This is a genomic window from Burkholderia alba (assembly GCF_034721475.1).
Taxonomy (GTDB): Bacteria; Pseudomonadota; Gammaproteobacteria; order Burkholderiales; family Burkholderiaceae; genus Burkholderia; species Burkholderia alba.
Genome location: NZ_JAWJWL010000016.1, coordinates 1 through 20,915 on the forward strand (window position 1 = coordinate 1; position 20,915 = coordinate 20,915).

Genomic DNA, 20,915 nt, shown 5'->3' on the forward strand with positions numbered 1-20,915 from the left:
GTCGCGCGGCTATACGGGCGGCTTCGGCACCGACCTCATGCTGAAGGATCTGGGGCTCGCGAACGACGCGGCGAAGCAGGCGCGACAGCCGGTGTATCTCGGCGCGCTCGCGCAGCAGCTGTATCAGACGATGAGCGCGCAAGGGGCGGGCAAGCTGGATTTTTCGGCGGTGATTCGCCTGTACCAGCCGGCGCAGAAGAAGGACGCCTGATGATCGAACTCGACTACACCGACGACGGCGCGATCGCGCTCGTCACGTTGGACAATCCGTCCGCGAACACCTTCACGCAGGACGGACTCCGGCAGCTTCGCGAGATCGTCGGCCGGCTCGACGCCGAGCCGCGCGTGCGCGCGCTCGTCGTCACCGGCGCCGGCCCGAAGTTCTTCAGCGCGGGCGCCGACCTGAAGACGTTCGCCGACGGCGACCCCGCGACGGCGCGCGCGATGGCCGCGTGCTTCGGCGCCGCGTTCGAGGCGCTGCACGATGCGCGTTTCGTGACGATTGCCGCGATCAACGGCTATGCGATGGGCGGCGGACTCGAATGCGCGCTGGCCTGCGACCTGCGGATCGCCGAGCGGCATGCGCAGATGGCGCTGCCCGAGCCGTCGGTCGGGCTGCTCCCCTGCGGTCTCGGCACCCAGACGCTGCCGTGGCTGGTGGGCGAGGGCTGGGCGAAACGGATCATTCTCGCGGGCGTGCGCGTCGACGCGGACACCGCGCTGCGCATCGGGCTCGTCGAGGACGTGGTGGAAACGGGCGGCGGTCGCGACGCGGCGCTGGCGCTGGCGCGCCAGGTTGTCCGGCAGGGCCCGCTCGCGATCGAGTACAGCAAGCGGCTGATCGGTCTTGCCCGTCAGGGCGTGCCGCGCGGCGCGGCGCTCGCGATCGAGCGCGAGCGCTTCGTCGATCTGTTCGACGGCGGCGAGCCGCGCGAAGGGGTGGCGGCGTTTCTCGAGAAGCGCAAGCCGCGCTGGAACCAGGACGAAGGAGGGGCGCGATGAGTACGCCGGTGATCGAGCGCGACGGACGCGACACGGACGCCGCGAATGAAGTGCTGCTGCGCGTGGTGAACCGCGTGGCGCTGATTACGCTGAACCGTCCCGGCGCGCTCAACGCGCTGTCGCACGGGATGGTGCGCGAGCTGGCCGTGCTGCTCGAACGCTGCCGGACCGACGATGCCATTGTCGCGGTCGTGCTGCGCGGAGCAGGAGAAAAGGGCTTCTGCGCGGGCGGCGACGTGCGCGCGCTGTACCAGGCAGCGAAGCAGGGCGGGCTCGACTGGCTGCCGTTTTTCGTCGACGAGTACCGGCTCGACTACGCGTTGCATGTCTTCCCGAAACCGATCGTCGCGCTGATGGACGGCATCACGATGGGCGGCGGGATGGGGCTCGCGCAGGGCGCGGCACTGCGCGTGGCCACCGAACGCAGCAAGATCGCGATGCCGGAGACGCGCATCGGATTCGTGCCGGACGTCGGCGCGACGCACTTCCTCGCGAAGCTGCCGGTCGAGCTGTCGTTGTACGTGGGGCTCACGGGCGCGACGCTGTCGGGCGCCGACGCGTTGAGCGCGGGGCTTGCGGACCTGTGCGTGCCGTCGGCGTGGCTCGATACGTTCGAGACGCGGCTCGAACGGGCTGACCTGTCGGGCGATCTGCTGAAGGCGCTGCGCGCGGTGTTCGAGCCGCCGTGCAACGTCGTGCCGCATGCGGCGCTCGACGGACAGCTGCCGTGGATCGTCCGGCATTTCGACAAGCGCTCGGGGGTCGAGCGGATCGCCGCGACGCTGCGGCAGGATCTGGCGCGCGACGAGCTGTCGCGCGAGCAGCGCCAATGGCTGCAGGCGACGCTCGACGCGCTGCTGGGCCATTCGCCGACGATGCTCAACGTGACCCGCGACGCGCTGCTGCGCGGCCGCCAGATGACGCTCGCCGAATCGTTCCGGATGGAGCTGGGCATCGTCGTGCGGGCGATCGAGGAAGGCGATTTCTGCGAAGGGGTGCGCGCGCATCTCGTCGACAAGGATCGCAAGCCGCGCTGGGCGCCGGCATCGCTGGTCGAGGTGCGTGCGGAGCGCGCGCGGCATTTTCTGACGTCGCCGTGGAAGGCGGATGCGCATCCGCTGGCGGGGTTGGGGGCGGCGGAGTAGGGCGAGGTCGGGGTGTGCGCCCTTCGGCACCCGAAAGGGCGTGCTTGATACTCGGGATTCTCTCTCGAACGACTGCCTCGGCGCTGACGCGCCGCAACCGGGGATCGAGCGGCGCCTGCGTCGCGGAGACCGAACCGGACACTGCATCGTGAACTGGCTGGCCGACACCGTTCTTGTCCTGCACTCGCTGGTCGTCCTGTTCATCGCCGGCGGGTTGATCGCGATCTGGGGCGGCGCATGGCTGACGCTCGGGTGGGTGCGCAATCGCGCGTTCCGGATCGTTCACCTCGTCGCGATCGGCATCGTGGCGGCGCTCGCCGCGCTTGATATCCCGTGCCCGCTGACGGTCCTGGAGGATCGGCTCCGCACCGGCCGCGCAGGCACGGAGGGATTCATCCAGCATTGGGTCGGCTACTGGCTGTTCTATACGTTTCCCGGCTGGGTATTTGCGGCGGCTTATGTGGCGTTTCTGGTGGCCGTCGTGCTGACCTGGTGGCGCGTTCCGCCACGTTCGTGAAGGTGCGGTGTATTGGCCCTGGCTGACCCCTTCGCGCCGGAGTTGCAGGCGATCATGTGATCGGTCGATAGGGGGTGTCGATACGGCGCGGCGGCCGGAGAGGGTCCTCTTCGTTTTGGCGGATCGATGCGCTTGGCGGCCTTGTCTTCGAGCTTGACTATCTCCTCGGCCGTGTTCGCCACGCCGAACTTGTGGATTCTCGCGTCGAGGATCGCAGCGGTGCCTGTCTCCCGGTTTTTCTCCCCCAATCCTCTCTCACGCCTTGCGGTGGAATCGTATTCCGGAAAGCGCTATCGCCTTCGGGGCGAGGGCTCCTCGCGAGCGGTGCGGGAGACCCATCCGGAGCGGTGTTCAAGGGAAGCGACGAGATGTTTCCGATGCAATGGCGGAAATTCAATGCGAACTGAATTTTTCCGGCTGCATTTGCCGCTACCATCGCTCTCGGGAGAGCGTCGGCCGGGTGGATCGTCAGTCGTTGGAAAGCCTGTCCGCAGGGGCGTTCTCCCTGGTTTCCCTACCAGAAATGTCCGGGCTCACGGGTTGCTTGCCTCACTTGCCGGAGCTTGCCTGGACTCATGTCCTTCAGGAGCGCACATGTTTGACCACGTGGTATTCGGAGTCCGTGACTATGCAGCGAGCAAGGCGTTCTTTCTCAAGGCTCTCGAACCGCTCGGCCTGGCTGTCGTCCAGGAAGGGCCGCACGGCATCGAGCTGAGTTCGGACGGCAAGACTTCCTTGTGCCTGTTTCAGACCGAGGAGAAGCCGGCGCATCTTCACCTGGCGTTCGTCGCCGAGCATCGCCGGCAAGTCGACGCGTTCCATCGCGCGGCGCTGGAGGCCGGCGGCAAGGACAACGGCGGGCCGGGCCTGCGCCCGCGCTACCACGCGAACTACTACGCGGCGTTCGTCATCGATCCGGACGGGCACAATGTCGAAGTGGTTTGCCATCAACCCGAGGCTTGATTTTTTCATTGAGGCGCGTTCGCAAGTGCGCATCGTCCGCTTGTGAACGCGTGTTGCGTCAATCGACAGGGAGCTCTCGATGACCCCGGCAGAAGTGGTGAACCGACAGCTCGACGCGTACAACGCTCGAGATGTCGAGGCGTTTGCAGCGACGTATGCCGACGATGCGTGCATCTATCGCATGCCGCACTGCGACCTGCGATTTCGCGGGAAGGCGCAGATCATTGAACACTACGGTGGCAAGACCTTCAAGAATCCGGGTTTGCACGCGCAGATCCTCGGGCGTTTGGTCATCGGAAACAAGGTCGTCGACCACGAACGCGCGGTCGGCGTCCGGCCCGAGCCTTTCGAGGTGATGGTGGTCTATGAGGTTCATGACGGACTCATTCAAACGGTATGGTTCTACGAGCCGGACCAGATCTCCGCGCCGCCTGGCGGTGTGTGATGTTCGTCAAGTTGACGCCGGATGGACCATAACGTATTTTGAACTTGGCCGGATCAAATACGAACGCAAAGTAAGCATGACAAATAATTGACGCGTGTCTTACGGTCAATCGGCGTTGGTCACATCACAAGGTATGCGACCTCCGGTGTGATCTAGGTCGCTTCCTGAACGTCTGCTCCCAAGCAACACACGTGGCGGAAACGGATCGGCCTCGGCTAACCGCGTTCGACGGAAATTGGCCATGAGCGCTCGGCCGGCATTAACGCGTAGATGGTCGTCATCCATGACCGCACTGCAATTGAAATGCGCGATGCGCGAGCGCAGCGACTGCATCGACTGACTCGAAGCCTTTTCGGCCTTGATCCATGGAATCCAGATATATCTCAGTTATTTCGTTTCTCGTGCTGGGGTTCGCCGGATAGGCTCAAACGGGCAATTGCGCAGGCAATGTATCCGCATTGGCCGGTGTCTACAGTTCGGCACACCCCGTCACGATCGACGGCGTAAAAGTGCCGACCCATGGATATATCGAGATCGATCAGAATGGTCAAATCACTGCGTTCGAACAGGATGATGAAGGCCCCGCGTCCGTGGGGAGCGGATGCTATAGGTTGGCAGCCGGGACGGCGACCAATGCAGGGCTGCAGGGGCGCATTCTTACGCCAGGCGTTTCGCCGCGCGGCGATGCCGTCTATCAAACCCTCGCCGGTGACGGCGATACGTTCGGGATCCTGGTTGAGCCTGCCGCTAACGGAAACATGCAATGGTTTTTCCACTGGGGGCGCGCGAACAGTACGGTCACAATCAACGGAAGTAAGAATGTCGTCAATTCCGTTAAACAGTCGTCCTATTCCATTAGCGGCCCCGCTTTAGCTTCACCGACGGCAGCGCAGTTGCACAGCATGCTTTGTCACGCAGACACGGTGGCTTTCCCTCACGTAAGACCCAACTTCGTTTTTCATGCCGCGCAGCCGAAAGCCAGCGCAAGACAGGCCGATCCGGGTATCGCAGCGGCGAGCGATCCAGTTGCGACAAGCGCCGTGCGCCAACCCCCGCTTTCGGCGAGCGTTGCCCACTCGCCCTCACCCCTGGCAGCCGCGCTGCCGTTTGAGGCCGGTCAGCCTATCGACACGACCGTGCTCGCGAGGTTGGGTATTGCGTCAGGTTCATCCAAGTCGAAGATCCTGGCGGAATGGGCAAAAAAAGTCGCGTCCGATCCGGACATCAAAACCTACTTTTCTACTGCCAATACGGATCCAACTGGCGCGAGCACATTGGCCTTGTCGCATGCATTGGGTATGGTGGACGGAATGCGGCGAATTTCGCAGCAAGACCGAGAAGCGCTGATGGGCCTGTCAAAACGCGCGCTCGACGGTGCGCCGCCGGATTGTGGGGGCACCAAGAGTCTCCAGGTGATGACGTCACGCTATCTCTCGCTGGAAACGGAGAGTGATGAGGCGTTACGGGCCCAGCTGCGCGCAACGTTCGACTTGCTTAAACAGTCAACCGAGGATACGCCGCCGCCGATCACGGCGGCACAGCGGCTGCAGGCGCAACTTGCGCTCTCCCAATCTATCGCAGATGCTCTGAAACAAGACCCTTCCGAGGCAGACGATCTCGGGCTGTTGATGAGCGGAAAACAAGCAGACCTTTCTCCGGTGGCATGGTGCAAGGCCACACGTCTCTATCGCGACGCCCTCAGCAAGACGCCACAACCGGAACAGGACTGGATCATCCTTGCCGGGCTGGAAAACCAGAGAGATTTTGCCTTCGCGCTCGTCACGATGCTGAAGAATTTCAGTTCGATACCTCAGCCTTCCAAGCAGCCTGCCCTTGTGCCGGCAGTGTTCGATTACGCGGAAATGGTCCGAAAGCGTGTGCGTCCACTCATCGTCTGGGATGGAACGGTCGTTCACGGTGAAACGGTTGTCGAAGTGAGTTGCACGTCATCGGGCAACCTCGAGTCGGTCAGCATTGTTCACTCGAGCGGAAACGCGGCCTGGGACAGGGCGGCTGTCGCAGCGCTCAGACAGGCCGATCCGATGCCGGTGAATGAAAACGGCGAGGCGCCCCGATCATTCAAGATGACGCTGAGGCCCGGTATTTGATGGTCTGTTATCCTGATTTACCGACCGCGCCCCGTTCCGGCAGGTGTGCCGAACCGGGGCTCACGGCACGTTATCGACAGGTCACGGTCGGCGCGATCCAGTCCGCGTAATCAAACCAGTTGCTGTTGTCGGCGGGACGGGCAATCAGCCTCAGGACGGCCACCCGGGTGACGTCGGCCTTGAGCGATGCCGCCGCGGCGCCGGGTTTCATCGTGGCGCTTTGCGTCAGCAGGCGACCATCTCCCCAGACCTGAAAGATGACGTTGCCGTGGCCCGCCGTGCCGTTCTTGCGGTTGATGTAGTCGTCGACGCCGACCTGCGCCGTGAGCGACGTACAGGCGCCGTTCAGGCGAAAGGCAAGGTGCGATGGCGCATTGGTCCCGAACCCGCTCTTGTACGCCACCCCGGCAATGCTTAACGGCGTACCGTCGCCCTTCGCCGCCTCGCCGTTCGACATGTTGGTCTCGACAGGGCCGAAACTGTTTGCCGTGTAGATGGGGGTGGCATTGACGAGCGGGGAGTCGCCCGCCGGGACCCCGTTTTCCGTGCCGGTGACCTTCAGCATGACCATGCCGTTCGCAGGCACCGAAGCGGTGAACTGATCCTTCGCCGGCGCACCATCGGTCTGCGTCCAGAGATTGCGGACCTGTGCGATGCCGCTGCGCAACCCCAGATCGGTCCATTTGACCGAGATATTTGCCGCGGTACCGGTCTGGTTCAACAGCGCGACTGCTCGTTGCCCATTCGGATACAAGGGCTTGTTCCATACTTGCAGCCCGGCCGAGTCCTGGCGGACCAATGCGGCCTGCATATTCAGCGGATCCTGACTGACGGCGATCACGTCGGGATTCTTCAAGATCGCCAGGGTCGACGCGCCGGCATTGCGGATGTCGGTCCCGATAATGAGCGGGCTCCCCATCATCGCCCACATGCCCATGTTGACGCGGTCCTGATCGGCGTTCGGGAGCAGGCCGACTTCGAGCATGTCCATGTCGTTCCAATAACCCGGCACCGCATAGCCGATCAGATTATTGGATGCGTTGATTTGCGAAAGCAGCGAACTGAACGAAGCATTGACGTCCGATGACACGCGTGCGGTATGTGCGATCTGATCGACGCTCGAACCGCCCGTGCCGGGGTAATCCAGGTTGACGGAGTAGAACATGTTCCGGCCCGCCGACGCGAGCGCGTCGCGCATGGTGGAGAACGTCTTGCGGTCGCTCGGCCCGTCGCAGTGGTCGTATTTGACGTAATCGACGCCCCACGCGGCAAACGTTTTGGCATCGCGCGCTTCGAATCCCACGCTGCCCTTTCCGGAATCGGCCGGATAATTGTCCCAGATCACCGCGCATGTCTTGGTATTGCCCGCTTCGTAGATGCCGAGTTTCAATCCCTTGCCGTGAACATAATCCGCCAGCGCCTTGATGCCGCTCGGGAACGTCACCGGATTGCTGATCAATTCTCCCGTCTTGGCGTCGCGTCCGCCCATCCAGCAATCGTCGAGATTGATGTGTTGATAGCCCGAATCGCTCAGTCCGGACGAGACGATCGCATCGGCTTCGGACTTGATGAGACTCTCCGAGACATTGCAGCGGAAGGTATTCCAGGCGTTCCAGCCCATTGGCACGGTCTTGGGGGCGGGAAGCTGTCCCGCTCCCGTGGCGTCGACCGTCTTGTAGATCGTCGGGAAGGGCTCCGGCGCCGACGCCGCCCTGGCTTCGGATGCCGGGAATGCGGGGCCGATTGCGTGAGCGCAGATGCCATAGACTGACAACCACAACATGGGGACAACCATGATGCCCCGCGCGACACGGCCGCGGGCGCTTGAGTATGGCGACATGCGTATCTCCTTCGCTCGTATTCTCGATTGATGAAAAATCGAAAGGAAGAATAGAGGCGCGAGGAATGTAAGCGCAATGTATTGTTAGTGAAGCTAAATAGTGGGAATCGGGGGCGGCAGGCAGATGAGGATCGCCGTACCGGCTCGTCCGCCCGGCAACGGCGCCTCGGGAGTCAACGACGCTTGCCTCGCCCGCCGCCCAGTCCATCGACCATCAAGCCCAGTCCGAATTCGAAAGCCGCGTCGGGCTCGATCGGCTCGATCGGCGCTCCGCTGGCCCGTTTCGATACGACGGCTGCGCCGGGCGGCGGCATGCCCGATTCCGTCGCCCATCTGGAAGCGCGAATCGGGACGCGCTTTCCGCACGGGCGGACCCGAAGCGAGGGGCGGCGGATGTCGACGCTGGATAAGTTCGGCGACGGCTATGTGCTGCAGGCCGGCCCGAGCGCGTCGGTGCGTTCGTCGAGCCGGTCTTGCCTGAACCCCGATACGCCGGCCGTCCTTGCTGCAGGCAAGAATTTCGATTCTATCGAGGCGGGGATGGACGGGGATGCGCTGACGGGACCGACTGAAGACGGCGAGGTGCTGATCCGGCCGGAGGGGTTCGTTCTGCGGCGTTCGGACGAGCGCGCCTGATCTTGAACAAGGGACACCTCTCATCGATTGATCGAGTCGGGCGAGGAAGCCCTGGTCGGCTCGCGCCTTGAAAACGAGCGTGCGCACGTGCGCGATTGTTCGTTGACGAACGACGCGGAGCGTTCACGGTTGCCCGACGAACCGGCTACATCCGATCGTGAAGGCGAAAGAGAATGCGCGAACTCGTGAAGAGCGCGGCGCGGCGAGTGCAGGACCGGTCGGCGGCTGCGCCGCCATGACGCGCCGCTCTCATATCGCCCCGTTGCGCGAGGCGAGGGTCATTCGCCGCTGCCCCCGCGCAGCATTTTCATGGCCTCGAGCGCGCGGGTGCGCGCGTGCGCGTGTGGCACCACCGGCAACGGATAGTCGTGACCCAGCCGAACCGACGCGGCGGCCAGCTGCGCCGGCTGCGCGAGCCAAGGCTCGTGGATCGACGCACCGGGCAAGCGCGCGAGCTCGGGCACCCAGCGCCGCACGTAGTCGCCTTGCGGGTCGAACTTCTCGCCCTGCAGCACCGGATTGAAGATGCGGAAGTACGGCGCCGCATCGGCGCCGCTGCCGGCCACCCATTGCCAGTTCGCGGGGTTGCTGGCCTCGTCGGCGTCCACGAGCGTATCCCAGAACCACGCTTCTCCTTCGCGCCAGTCGATCAGCAGGTGCTTGACGAGAAAGGACGCCGCGACCATGCGCACCCGATTGTGCATCCAGCCGGTATGCCATAGCTCGCGCATGCCGGCATCGACGAGCGGGTAGCCGGTCTTGCCGCGCTGCCACGCGCCGAGCGATTCGGGATCGGTACGCCACGGCATGGCGTCGAATTCGCGCTTGAAGTTGACTTGATGCAGCGGCGCGAAATGGTAGAGCTGGTAGTACGAGAACTCGCGCCAGCCCAGTTCGTCAAGAAACTTGTCGAGCGGGATGTCTGCCGTGGACGCCGCCTGCCAGATCTGCCGCGCCGAGAGATTGCCGAAACGAAGATAGGGAGACAGCCGGCTGGTCGCGTGCATCGACGGGATATCGCGGCCGCTTGCGTAACTCGCGAGCGGCCCCGCCAGGAATGCTTGTAACTGACGCTGTCCGGCGGCCTCGCCGCATTGCCACGTCTCGCGCAGCCCGCTCGCCCAGTCGGGCGCGGCGGGCTGAAGGCCGAGCGCGGACAGATCCAGGACGCGTGCCGCTGCGTTTTCCGGCACGGGGAAGGAATCGATTCGCCCGGGCGCGGGCGACGGCGGCTCGGGCGAATACGCGTCGCGCGCGGCGCGCCAGTACGCACTGAATACCCGGAACGGCCGGCCCTCGCGCGTCGCCACGGTCCACGGCTCGCGCAACAGATGTCCGTTGAAGGAGGCCGCCGCTATCCCGCGTTCTTTCAGTGCCGCTTTGATCGCGGCATCCGTTTCGCGTTGCGCGGCCGAGTAGCGGCGATTCCAGCATACCTTCGTCGCGCCGATTTGCGCGGCGAACGCTTCGATCGCTTGCCGTTCCGGCCCGCGCAGCACGATCAGTTCGCCGCCGAGCGCGGCAAGCGCCGCATCGAGCGCATGCAGCGACTGGTGCAGCCACCAGCGCGCGGCGGCGCCCGGCAGGCGCGTCTGTTGCGGATCGGGGTCGTGGACGTACACGCACACGACGGGATGGCCCGTGGCGACGGCGTGTTCGAGCGCGGGGTTGTCCGCGAGACGCTGATCGTCGCGGAACCAGACGACGACGGGCGGGCGTGGGCGGGGCGGGGAAGACCGGGGCATGTCGGAGAGCGTGGCGCGGGCGATGCGCGACAGTCTATACGACACGGACGTGCGCACGCGTGGCGAATCCGAATCACCCCGTCGGGCGGCGAGCGCCGAGGCGCGCCCGATTCAACCCGCCGCCGACCCCGGCTGCAACGGCGTCCACTCCCGCCTGAGAAGCCCGTACACCCAGGAATCCGATACCTCGCCATCCACGATGCAATCTTCCCGCAGCGTCCCTTCGCGGACAAACCCGAGCTTTTCCAGCACGCGGCCCGATGCCGTGTTGCGGGTGTCCGCCTCGGATTGGACGCGATTCAGGTCCAGCGTGCCGAACGCCCACCGCAGCAACGCATGCGCGGCTTCGGTCGCGAAGCCTTGGCCCCATGCGGCCTCTTCGAGGCAGTAGCCCATTTTCGCGCTGCGATAGTCCGGATCCCAGCGGATCAAAGCGCACCAGCCGATGAACACGCCGCTGGCGGCACGCTCGATGGCCAGTCGCGCGCCACTGCCTTCCCGTTCGATCTGCCGGCAAACCTCGATGAAGCGTTCCGCCTGCGCGCGTGTCGTCCACGGCGATGCGTCCCAGTAGCGCAACACGCGCGGGTTGCTCTGCAGCGAGAAGAGGGCATCTGTATCGGCTTCCGTGAAAGGGCGCAACACCAGGCGATCGGTAGGCAGCGTCGGGGTGGGCAAGGGCATGTGCGCGGGGCGTGAAGGGTTTTCGTCGGCATTGTCTTGATCGGCGCCGATCTTACCAAAAGCATGTTTTGCCGTCGCCGCCGGGGAGCTGCTCGGCGCGGTCGATCGAGTGGCCGCGAGGGCGGGACCCGGCGGAAGCATCCGGCCGCCGCGCGGGTCGCCGTGCCGCGCGCTGCGCTACGTCAGCACAGGGCGCCGAGCGCGGGCGGCGTCCGGGGTCATGCCGGTCCACGCGTGGAATGCACGAAAGAAGGAGTTCGGGTCCTGATATCCCAACAGGAATGAAATCTGGCTGTGAGGCAGGTTGGTATGGCTGATGTAATGCCGTGCGAGCGCTTCGCGAACTTCGGCCAGCACCGTCTTGAAACGGGTGTGTTCCTGCGCGAGCCGCCGCTGGAGCGTGCGCCGCGTGACGATCAGCTTTGCCGCCACGTCGTCGGCGCTGCTCAGGCCGCTGGGAATCAACTCGAGCAGGACGGCCCGAACCCGTTCCGTCATGCTCGCTTGCGCAGACAGGCTGGCGAGCCGCCGGCGCAGTTCGGGATCGAATACCGTCCACATCGCATTGTTTTCCGTCACGAACGGCCGGCGCGCATCGGTCAGCGAAAAGGTGACGCTGAGGGCGTCGCCGCGCGTGGGCATCACGCCCAGGAATCCGGCGTACGCGTCCCGTCCGGGCACGTCGCGCGGCGTGGTGGCGGCGCGCGCCGTCATGCGCGTGCGTGTCGCGATCCGGGCCAATTGCACGAAGAAGCCCAGTTCGAGCGCAACCAGAAGATCCGGCACGGCGGCATCCTGCTCCAGGAACGCGATCGAGAGCGTCATCGCGTCGGCCCCCGTCTCGACGTCCAGCCGCATCGGTCCGATCAGCGGCTTGAACTGACTGACGCGTCGAGCCGCCACCTCCAGGTTCGGGCTGCACAGCGCGGCGAAAATGGGCGGGTCGAACATCTCGACCGACAGGCTTTCGAGTATGCGGACCGGGAGCGCCGAGCCGCCGGCCAGATCTTCCAGCGCTTGCCACAAGCCGAAGTACTCGCGGCTCGACAGGCTCGCGTCCGCCTGGACGAAAAGGTCGGAAGGGAGTTGCGCCCGCCGCAGGAGTTCTCCGGGTGCGATGCCCATATCGGTCAGCAGGATCTTCCAGCTCGAACCGATCGCGAAGCGGTTCATTTGGCGATCCTCCCGCTGTCCACGAGCTGCTGAAAGAATTCGTTCATGGATTCGGCCAGCGGACGATAGCGAATGCCCAGTTCGTCCCGGCTGCGCCGGTTGTCGGCGATCCACGGGCGATCGACATTCAGCGAGACCATTTTCCGGGTCAGGCTCTTGTTGGTGACGGGGCCGACCAGCCAGACCAGCCATTTGGGCAGGGTGCGGCGGGGGATGGGGTAGTCCTTGCCGTATCGATCGAGCAGGGTTGCCGCCATGTCCGGGAGGCTGGTGTTGTGACCCGACACGATGTAGCGTCCGCTGGCCTCCGCAGTGAAGGCGGCGCGGACATGCGCGTCGGCCACGTCGCGCACGTCCACCGCGCCGATACCGAGGTTCGGCACACCGGCTTTCATCGTGCCGTCGCCCAGCTGGCCAATGAGGTTGAAGCTCTCGGAGGTGCTGTCCGGATTGATGCCCGGGCCGATCACCAGCGACGGATTGATCGTCACCAGATCCCAGCGATGCTGGGCCGCGGCGAGGGTCCAGGCTTCCTGCTCGGCCAGCGTCTTGGAGTAGGCGTACGGCTGATGTTGCAGGGACGAACTGGTGTTCCAGATCGCTTCGGTGAACATCCGGCCCGGGGTGCGGTCGAGATCGGCATTGTCGCCGTAGATGGCCGCGCAGCTGCTGGTGAGCACGACCCGCGTGACCGAAGGGGTGCGGTTGACCGCTTCCAGGACGTGTCGGGTGCCGAGCCGGGCAGGCTCGATCAGTTCCTTCTGTGCGTCCTTGACGTCGATCTTGAACGGCGACGCCGTATGGAATACCACCTGGCAGCCGGCCATGGCTTCGTCATAGGATCCGGCCTTCAGCAGGTCGGCCTTGAAATAACGGATCTGCCCCGGCGTGTTGGCCGCGATCTCGTCGAGGTATTTCAGCTTGCCGGCGTCTGCCGGATTCCTGACCGGCGCGTGGACCGTCAGGCCTGCTTCCAGAAGACGCCTGACCAGCCAGCCCGCGACGTAACCGGTCGCGCCGGTGACCATGACGGGGAGGTTCTTGTCGATGTTCATGTTGCCAGCTCCGTGAGAATGGATTGGAGACATGATGGCCTGCACGACGCGCCTTGTAACTAGCAAAATGCGTCAATGTGTATGCAATGCGTGCCTGGGGGCGCAGGCCCGCGGGGGAGTGCGTTGCGGGGTGGTTGAGGCCGCCCGTGTACGATGGCAGCCGGCTATCGGCGGGCTTTCACGAACTGCCGGCGAACGACCGCTGACGAGCGACCCGCTGCCGGTCAAGCGATGGCGCGCGTGATTTTGGTCGGACGATCGAACGTTCGACTCCTTTCGCTCCGATCACAAATACGTAGCAGGATGAAGACGCTGTCCGCCGAACATGTCGTCACTTTTTCGTTCTCCAGAATGTTTTCGCGTCGCGTCTGAAAAAGTTTGCCGATCCGTTCTGCTGTGGCCGTACTTTAAAGGTGACGGGCTGTCCACACGTCGATGCTCCGGCGCAGCGCTGCCATGTTATCTGCCGGCGCCTCCCCGTCAGGCACCACCCGCCACACCCATGAGCCAGCGGCCCGCCCGGCTCTCCGGCTGCGACACGCTTGGAGGATGCGTCAGCCGGCTCACGATTTCCCCACGCTCGATCCGGAACCGGCGCGCCTTCGCTGGCGCCTTTGTCCGCCCGAGGAAATCGAGTCCACCTTCGCCGCACCGGTCAGCAACACCGGAAGGGCCGTCTTATGGCGCGCCGCAGGGATAGTCGGAACCCGTGTCATACGCCCAATACGGATATTTCCCCTTTTGATCGGCCGCATAGATATGTGTCGTCCTGACGGACGAAGCAACGCCGATATCCTGAGCCTTCCCGATTCGCCATGTCCAATGAGGCCTTGAATCGCCATCGTTGATGTGAGTCGCGCCGACATCTACGCCGACTTGACAGCTTTTTGCCGGAGCGTAATAGCATTTTTGAATATAGTTGGTGGCATTATTGTTATTGTTCAAATCCACCAGGTTATTAACCATTTGGTTGGCCATCTCGGTTTCTTTCGCCGTCAGGGGTTTGCCCGTATCCGCTTTGCATGTGTATGCGAGCACGTGTCCTGCATTGAGCAGCAGGGCTGAGGCAAGCGCGGTCACAATGATCCGTTTCATCCCACATCCTCCATGTGTAAATGGTCTCGAAAAATGAGCGTAGGCGACGATCACCTTCCGGTTAATCGGGAATTCGTGATCGCTGACAGTGTAGAAGCCGCGGGCGCTTGTGCGCATTGAAATTGACTGCAAAAAGCGCTCGAGAATGTTCGGCTCTCCATGCGACGTTGATCAATCCCATCTATTTGCGTCGTTTGTTGAAACTGTCCTGATTCGGTTTGCTTGGGGTCGGTTTGTGTCGATTGAAAATCGCCGGACGGCAACCGGCCGTGATCGGCGGCCGAAAACGGCCGCCGGCGCGGGCGTACCCGCTAGAATTGCGCTTTTTAGCCCGGAATGCCCCCATGTCTTTTGCCTCGCTTGGCCTGATCGAACCCTTGCTGCGTAATGTGCAGGGCCTCAATTACCGGACACCTACGCCGGTGCAGGCCAAGGCGATTCCCGCTGTGCTCGGCGGCAAGGACGTCATGGCCGCGGCACAAACCGGCACCGGCAAAACGGCGGGTTTTGCGCTGCCGCTGTTGCAACGGCTGGTGCAGCACGGCCCGGCGGTGTCCAGCAACCGCGCGCGCGTTCTGGTGCTGGTGCCCACGCGTGAGCTGGCTGAACAAGTGCTGCAGAGCTTTGTCGATTACGGCAAAGGCCTCGATTTGCGATGTCTGGCCGCCTACGGCGGTGTGAGCATCAACCCGCAGATGATGAAGCTGCGCAAGGGCGTGGATGTGCTCGTTGCCACGCCGGGCCGTTTGCTGGATCTCCATCGCCAGAACGCCGTGCAGTTCGATCAGGTGCAGACGCTGGTGCTGGATGAAGCCGACCGGATGCTGGATCTCGGTTTCGCGCGCGAACTCAACGCCGTCTTCGCCGCGTTGCCCGCTCAGCGCCAGACCCTGCTGTTTTCCGCCACGTTTACCGACGACATCCGTGCGATGGCGGCAAGCATTCTGCGCGGCCCGGTCAATATCAGCGTCAGCCCGCCCAATGCCACGGCCAGCAGGATCAAGCAGTGGGTGGTGCCGGTGGATAAAAAGAACAAGCCCGACCTCTTCATGCACCTGGTGGCCGAGAACCACTGGCAGCACGCGCTGGTGTTCGTCAAAACCCGCAAAGGCGTGGATTACCTGGCGGCCATCCTGGATGAAGCGGGCTATTCGGTCGACACCATCCACGGCGACAAACCGCAACCCGCGCGCCTGCGTGCGCTGGAGCGCTTCAAGACGGGCGAAGTCCATATGCTGGTGGCCACCGATGTGGCTGCGCGCGGGCTGGATATCGACGACCTGCCGCTCGTGATCAACGTGGATCTGCCGATCGTGGCGCAAGACTACGTGCACCGTATCGGCCGTACCGGACGCGCGGGCGCCAGCGGCGTGGCGGTGTCCCTTGTATGCGCCGATGAAGCGCCGCAACTGGCCGCGATTGAAGCGCTGATCCGGCAAACGCTGCCCCGTGAAGAAGAGCCGGGTTTCGAAGCCGAACACCGCGTGCCGCAAACCAGCGCGACGGGCGAGATCATCAAGAAACCCAAAAAGCCCAAGAAGCCCAAAGTGCCGCAAGCTGCGCCGGGGGCCGTCCAGGTGCCCGGTAGAAAAGCGCGCCCGCAACGTGGCGAAAGCAAGCGCAAGTCTGCGGCGCAGCGGGCGATGCCCGCGGGTCAAGGAACCCGTTCGTTCGGCGATAACCCGTTCAGCATGCAAAAGCCGCGCAGCAAACCCGCCGGCAAGCCGGCCGCGGGTTCGGGCAGGCCGGCTGGCAAACCCGCCGGCGGCCGTGGCAAACGTCAACCCTGATCCGTGGATGACTAACGCCGGCCGTGGAGCAGGCTGGCGGTTCGGAGCCAGCGGGAAGGCAACGGCCCGAACGCGCATGCGCGAAGCGCTCCGTTCGACCCGTTGCCGGTGAGGACGGACGGCAGCGATCCGCCGGCATGTGACATTCGACGGTCCCGTCCCGATCGGCAGCACGCGCCGGCATCTGGATGCGGCGGAACGCTAGCTCGAGGCGTCGGCCGCTATTGCTGCGCGAGCATCAGGTTCAGGTTCTGAACCGCGGCGCCTGATGCGCCTTTGCCAAGATTGTCGAAAACCGCGGACAGCAGGACCTGCCCGTGTTCCATGTTGGGGAATATGCTCAAGTGCATGTCGTTCGTCCCGTTCAGCACTTGCGGATCCAGATGCTTCAACGCGCACGATTCGTGCAGCGGCAACACGCGTACGTGCGCCGCCTCGGCATAGTGACGCGCGAGGCATGCGTGCAGCATCGCGCCATCCACGTCGGGCGCCAGCAGCCGCAACGCCAAGGGCACCGTCAGCACGATGCCCTGGCGGAACGCACCATACGCGGGGACGAAGAGGGGACGCTGCGCGAGCCCGGCATGCAACTGGATCTCCGGAGTGTGCTTGTGCGCGAGTTCCAGCCCATATACCTGATATGAGGGTGCGTTGACGGCACCTTGCCCTTCATGTTCCTCCACGCCGGCGCGCCCGCGTCCCGAGTAGCCCGACACCGCTTGAATGCTCACGGGGTAGTGGTCCGGTATGAGCCCGGCCTGCGACAGGGGACGCAGCAAGCCAATGGCACCGGTCGGGTAGCAACCGGGATTGGTGACGCGACGCGCGTTCGCAATGCGCTCGGCCTGCCCCGGCGCCATTTCCGGAAAGCCGTATGTCCAGTCCGGCCGGGTGCGGTGGGCGGAGCTTGCGTCGATGACCCTGACAGCGGGATTGACGATGGCGTCCACGGCCTCGCGCGCGGCGGCATCGGGTAAACAGAGGATAGCGATGTCGCAGGCGTTGATGGCTTCCGCGCGGCGCCGCGGATCTTTGCGTTCGGACGCGGCAAGCGTGAACAGTCTGAGATCGGTCCGGCCGCGCAGCCGTTCGTGGATTTGCAACCCGGTGGTGCCTTGGTCGCCGTCGATGAAGACAATGGGAGCGCTCATACGTGGAAGACCCCGGTGACTGTCGGTGGTAACAAGGAGAACGAGCCCCTATGTTCGATGGATTGCTAGAATAGAGAAAGTTGAATTTCATAACGAGTGTATTCAGCTTTTCTGAATCTGGACACCGACATGCGAGAGATCAGCCTGGACCGCTTGCGCACCCTGGTCGCGATTACCGACCGTGGCTCGTTCGCCGACGCAGCGCGTGCATTGAACCTGGCGCCGCCGACGGTCAGCCTCCACATCGCTGAACTCGAGGATCGCATTGGCGCGCCGCTCCTTTCACGCAAGCGCGGACAGGTCAGGCCGTCGGCGATCGGGGAGGTGCTGGTGGAGCGCGCGCGTCGGCTGCTGGCCGATGCGGAGCGGGCGCTGGACGATATTCAACGCCAGGTTCAGGGGCTGGAAGGACGCGTGCGGCTCGGTGCGTCGACCGGCGCGATCGCGCATCTGTTGCCGCAGGCGCTCGAGGTGCTGCGCCGGCACCATCCCGCCATCGACATTCAGGTTGCGGTGCTCACTTCGCATGAAACGCTGTCCCGGCTGGCGGATGGAACGCTGGATATCGGGCTGGTCGCACTGCCTCAGCCGCCGGTGGCCGGGCTCGTGATAAAGCCTTGGCGCCGCGACCCCGTGATGGCTTTCGTCCCCGCGCATTGGCAGTGCCCGGCCCGCGTCACGGCCGAATGGCTCGCTGCCCGACCGCTCATTCTCAATGACGCGAACACGCGTCTCTCGCGTCTGACCGCGGAGTGGTTCGCGGCCGCGGGGCATCATCCCGTGCCGCGCATTCAGCTCAACTACAACGACGCGATCAAGAGTCTGGTCGCGGCAGGTTACGGCGCGGCGCTGTTGCCTCATGAGGCCGCGACGCCGTTACCCGACGGGCGCATCGTCATGCGTGCGCTGCGCCCGGCGTTGTGGCGCCGGCTCGGCATTGCGCATCGTGCCGGGCACATTGAGCGTTCCACGCAACACGTGCTTGAGGTGTTGCGGGATCTGCGGGCGGCGTAGGCGTTGCCGCTTGCTGCGTCGGTTCGTTCTCGCGGGGACGGCAGTTTGATGTATGCGGTCTTTTAACGACGCCCTCGGCGGTCGAGGGCAGCATCGGCGCGGCATGCGGATCGGGCGGGCCCGGACGCGATCCGCGCCGGTGAGCAAGCGCGGCCGGGCGGCCGCGTCTTAGGCCCGGACGCCCAGCAAGGCGGTCGGACGATGGCGGGTGTTCAAGGCGAGGAAAGATGGTGCGCTGGTATTTATCTCGATGGGTCGTGCTGGTTTTGTGCACAGCCTGTTCCGCGGCTTGCGGAGCCGGTGCGGAGCCGGATGCCGGCGCGGCCGACACGCGAACGCTGATCATCACGAAAGGCGGCGGCGGGGACGCAAGCGGAGCGAGGGTTCTGCAAAGCACCTGGGGCGGCGTCAAACCCGATCTGTTGAATCTTTCCAGCGAGTCAGCGGAACATGCGGATCTAGCGCGGTATCGCTGCGTTCTGGTCGTCGGGCAAGGCGCCATCCAAGACATGGCGCAGGCCGCGTCGGCGACCGCCAAGCTGTCCGGGCGGACCGTCGGGCTCTACGCGCACGTGATCGACGAGGCTGGCTTGGCGCTGGCGAAGGCGTTGCGTGGGCGCGGCGCGCTGAATCTGTTTTTTACCGATTCCCAGCTTGCCTTGCTCCGGTTGAGAAATGCGTCCGCTTACGCCATGTTGCGCATCGAACCGGCGCGCGTCTGGTCCGCGCCGTTGGCGCTGGACACCACCTTGCCGCCCCGGTCCGACGAGGATGGCCACGCGGACACCGTGTTGGCCGCCGCGGATCACGTCATCTGGCTGGGCGGGAATTACACGGATGGGACGGGCAAGCCGCGGGTCTTGACGACCGGGGAAATCGTCGCGGCCCTTCGCCCGCTGCGCGGCTTCGTCGAGCCAGGTGCCTCGGTGGCGGTCATGCTGACGCCCAGATTATTCGACCGCGCCATGAGTGATGCGGACAAACGGGCAAGGCTCGCCGCCATCCGATCCGTATTCGACGGCAGCCCCGTGACTTACCACGGCAGCGCCTCGTTGGTGGCCGAGCTTCAAGCGGCCGGTGTCTCGCTGCAAGCCGCGCCGCCCTATGCCGTACTCATGCGGCTGCCCTGGTCGCCGCACACGAGGCATTACGCGTCCGCCGACCAGTTCAATCTGTTCGCGGACTTCAAACCGCCGCTGACGCCATTCCTGCTCGACCCGACGGATCTCGATCAGGCTGCCTACGCGCTGGATTATTTGCGCGGTGCGCACGCGAGCCTGACCGATGCGTTGCGTCTGCATGGCTGCGATCAATAGCACGCGCCCCGCCGCGCGTGGCAAGGCCGGTGGGCTTGCGGGGCGGCGGGACGAGGAAGGCGGCGTATCGACCGAATCGGGTCGGAAACCGCCTTCGGCGCCTACAGTTCCGACGATGCAACGCAATCCTTGTCGCTGAGCCGGACTCGGCCACGCAGGCCATTGGACTGCCTGCTCCGAATTGACGACAATCCGACACCTGGGCTTGGTGGCAATCGGGACTGCGAGCGACGGAGCAGTCGCAATCAAGGGCGGAGACGCACATGGGTAAGCCTTCGAGAACAGCGTTATTTTCTGCCTCCCGCATCTGGGACTGGCGAACGGTCGCTGCATTATTGGATGCGGCCCCCGAACTCGTCGCGGCGAGCGATCCGCAGGGGCACACTGCGTTGCATCGCGCTTGCGCGGTCAAGCCCGACAGTCGTTCGCAACGGGTCGAGCCGAACGGCGTCAAGACTGTCACAATGTTGCTCGAAGCGGGCGCGGACCTCGAACAGGCCGTGCCCATGGATGAGGACGAAGGGGATTTCCGCGCGACGCCGCTCTGGTACGCGGTCGCCCGTGGCGAAAATTTTCCGTTGGTCGAGTTTCTTTTGCGGCGTGGCGCCAACGCCAGCTATTCGCTTTGGGCGGCGGTGTGGCGGGACGATGCCGATATGTGCCGCGCACTGTTGAAGTCAAAACCGGAACTGAACCTGAGGGCGCATGGCGAGACCCCCATGTTCTATGCCGCGAGGCTGCAGCGGCTCGCGACGCTGGACTTGCTGATCGAGGCGGGGGCGGACCCTTCGATTCCGGATTCGGCGGGCCGCGACAGCGTGGCGATCGCTCGCGCACGCAAATTGCCGCAGGACGTGATCGAACGGATGGCGTCGCTGCAACAGCGTAAGCGCCGCCGCCGGACTTAAATCCGATGCTTGGTTCCCTCTGAGTGCGGCATCGGCGCGACGGCAATTCGATCTTGCTTCCCCGTGTTGAAGCTGTATGACTTGAGGCGGAGAGTCGACGCGCTGAAATCAGCGTCGGCGAAGCAGGGAAGCCGCACCTCAATCGCCGCGACTGGATCGGCGACGGAGCAATCGTGATCGATGCGGGTTAGCCCCCGGGAGGCCTAGGCGATATCCATCCCGATGGTGGGTAGGCCGATGCATGGCGGTGACGCGGGTTCCATGCGTATGGGGCCGATGACAATTTCAACGCGCATCACCCGAACCGCCCGCGCCGCCGAGTGCGCGT

General features: G+C 64.4%; 20 protein-coding genes. 12 read left to right on the plus strand and 8 right to left on the minus strand.

Annotation, left to right across the window (positions count from 1 at the left end; genetic code table 11):
- The 7 genes from RZR99_RS18745 to RZR99_RS18775 all read left to right on the plus strand — a co-directional run.
- On the plus strand, positions 1 to 211 hold a 211-nt coding region (locus RZR99_RS18745; protein ID WP_323121266.1), incomplete at its 5' end, for an NAD-binding protein.
- The gene (locus tag RZR99_RS18750) at positions 211 to 1,002 is read left to right on the plus strand and encodes an enoyl-CoA hydratase (RefSeq protein ID WP_323121267.1); all 792 of its coding nucleotides are present in this window, start codon (positions 211 to 213) and stop codon (positions 1,000 to 1,002) included. The genes RZR99_RS18745 and RZR99_RS18750, both read left to right, overlap by 1 nt.
- Positions 999 to 2,147 carry an enoyl-CoA hydratase/isomerase family protein gene (locus RZR99_RS18755; protein ID WP_323121268.1) on the plus strand — a complete coding sequence of 383 codons (1,149 nt, stop codon included), beginning with the start codon at positions 999 to 1,001 and terminating at the stop codon, positions 2,145 to 2,147. The genes RZR99_RS18750 and RZR99_RS18755 overlap by 4 nt, the downstream gene beginning before the upstream one ends.
- Positions 2,148 to 2,295: 148 nt before the next feature.
- Positions 2,296 to 2,664: a DUF2784 domain-containing protein gene (locus RZR99_RS18760; protein WP_323121269.1), complete on the plus strand. Its 369-nt coding sequence runs from the start codon at positions 2,296 to 2,298 to the stop codon at positions 2,662 to 2,664.
- Positions 2,665 to 3,258: 594 nt separating this feature from the next.
- Positions 3,259 to 3,627 (plus strand): VOC family protein, encoded by a 369-nt coding sequence (locus RZR99_RS18765; protein WP_323121270.1) that lies wholly within the window; start codon positions 3,259 to 3,261, stop codon positions 3,625 to 3,627.
- A gap of 79 nt (positions 3,628 to 3,706) precedes the next feature.
- Complete coding sequence (locus RZR99_RS18770) at positions 3,707 to 4,072, plus strand: nuclear transport factor 2 family protein (protein ID WP_323121271.1); 366 nt, start codon at positions 3,707 to 3,709, stop codon at positions 4,070 to 4,072.
- Between the two features lie 458 nt (positions 4,073 to 4,530).
- Complete coding sequence (locus tag RZR99_RS18775; protein WP_323121272.1) at positions 4,531 to 6,180, plus strand: TonB family protein; 1,650 nt, start codon at positions 4,531 to 4,533, stop codon at positions 6,178 to 6,180.
- 70 nt (positions 6,181 to 6,250) lie between these two features.
- Here the strand turns inward: RZR99_RS18775 and RZR99_RS18780 are convergent, their stop codons facing one another.
- Positions 6,251 to 8,020 carry an NPCBM/NEW2 domain-containing protein gene (locus RZR99_RS18780; RefSeq protein ID WP_323121273.1) on the minus strand — a complete coding sequence of 590 codons (1,770 nt, stop codon included), beginning with the start codon at positions 8,018 to 8,020 and terminating at the stop codon, positions 6,251 to 6,253.
- A gap of 173 nt (positions 8,021 to 8,193) precedes the next feature.
- Complete coding sequence (locus RZR99_RS18785) at positions 8,194 to 8,334, minus strand: hypothetical protein (protein WP_323121274.1); 141 nt, start codon at positions 8,332 to 8,334, stop codon at positions 8,194 to 8,196.
- A 79-nt stretch (positions 8,335 to 8,413) separates the two neighbouring features.
- Between RZR99_RS18785 and RZR99_RS18790 the strand changes: the two genes are divergently transcribed.
- Positions 8,414 to 8,656, plus strand: coding sequence for a hypothetical protein (locus RZR99_RS18790; protein WP_323121275.1), 243 nt, complete (start codon positions 8,414 to 8,416; stop codon positions 8,654 to 8,656).
- Positions 8,657 to 8,934: 278 nt separating this feature from the next.
- On the opposite strand, the gene RZR99_RS18795 is transcribed toward RZR99_RS18790, so the two are convergent.
- From RZR99_RS18795 to RZR99_RS18815, 5 genes are all read right to left on the minus strand, one after another.
- Positions 8,935 to 10,401 (minus strand): cryptochrome/photolyase family protein, encoded by a 1,467-nt coding sequence (locus tag RZR99_RS18795; RefSeq protein ID WP_323121276.1) that lies wholly within the window; start codon positions 10,399 to 10,401, stop codon positions 8,935 to 8,937.
- Positions 10,402 to 10,512: 111 nt separating this feature from the next.
- Positions 10,513 to 11,226, minus strand: coding sequence for a GNAT family N-acetyltransferase (locus tag RZR99_RS18800; protein ID WP_323121277.1), 714 nt, complete (start codon positions 11,224 to 11,226; stop codon positions 10,513 to 10,515).
- Between the two features lie 36 nt (positions 11,227 to 11,262).
- On the minus strand, positions 11,263 to 12,258 hold the full coding sequence (locus RZR99_RS18805; protein ID WP_323121278.1) for an AraC family transcriptional regulator: 996 nt from the start codon (positions 12,256 to 12,258) through the stop codon (positions 11,263 to 11,265).
- Positions 12,255 to 13,313, minus strand: coding sequence for an NAD-dependent epimerase/dehydratase family protein (locus RZR99_RS18810; RefSeq protein WP_323121279.1), 1,059 nt, complete (start codon positions 13,311 to 13,313; stop codon positions 12,255 to 12,257). The genes RZR99_RS18805 and RZR99_RS18810 overlap by 4 nt, the downstream gene beginning before the upstream one ends.
- A 678-nt stretch (positions 13,314 to 13,991) precedes the next feature.
- A complete protein-coding gene (locus RZR99_RS18815; protein ID WP_323121280.1) occupies positions 13,992 to 14,408 on the minus strand; it encodes a hypothetical protein in 417 nt (138 codons plus the stop codon).
- Positions 14,409 to 14,752: 344 nt separating this feature from the next.
- Here RZR99_RS18815 and RZR99_RS18820 point away from each other — a divergent pair, with 344 nt between their 5' ends.
- Positions 14,753 to 16,198 (plus strand): DEAD/DEAH box helicase, encoded by a 1,446-nt coding sequence (locus RZR99_RS18820; RefSeq protein ID WP_323121281.1) that lies wholly within the window; start codon positions 14,753 to 14,755, stop codon positions 16,196 to 16,198.
- 221 nt (positions 16,199 to 16,419) lie between these two features.
- Here the strand turns inward: RZR99_RS18820 and argC are convergent, their stop codons facing one another.
- The gene (gene argC / locus RZR99_RS18825; protein WP_323121282.1) at positions 16,420 to 17,349 is read right to left on the minus strand and encodes an N-acetyl-gamma-glutamyl-phosphate reductase; all 930 of its coding nucleotides are present in this window, start codon (positions 17,347 to 17,349) and stop codon (positions 16,420 to 16,422) included.
- Positions 17,350 to 17,478: 129 nt separating this feature from the next.
- On the opposite strand from argC, the gene RZR99_RS18830 reads away from it, so the two are divergent.
- The 3 genes from RZR99_RS18830 to RZR99_RS18840 all read left to right on the plus strand — a co-directional run bounded on the left by RZR99_RS18830 (position 17,479) and on the right by RZR99_RS18840 (position 20,587).
- On the plus strand, positions 17,479 to 18,363 hold the full coding sequence (locus RZR99_RS18830) for a LysR family transcriptional regulator (protein WP_323121283.1): 885 nt from the start codon (positions 17,479 to 17,481) through the stop codon (positions 18,361 to 18,363).
- Between the two features lie 227 nt (positions 18,364 to 18,590).
- A complete protein-coding gene (locus tag RZR99_RS18835; RefSeq protein ID WP_323121284.1) occupies positions 18,591 to 19,679 on the plus strand; it encodes a PI-PLC domain-containing protein in 1,089 nt (362 codons plus the stop codon).
- Between the two features lie 263 nt (positions 19,680 to 19,942).
- The gene (locus RZR99_RS18840; protein WP_323121285.1) at positions 19,943 to 20,587 is read left to right on the plus strand and encodes an ankyrin repeat domain-containing protein; all 645 of its coding nucleotides are present in this window, start codon (positions 19,943 to 19,945) and stop codon (positions 20,585 to 20,587) included.
- Positions 20,588 to 20,915 lie beyond the last annotated feature (328 nt).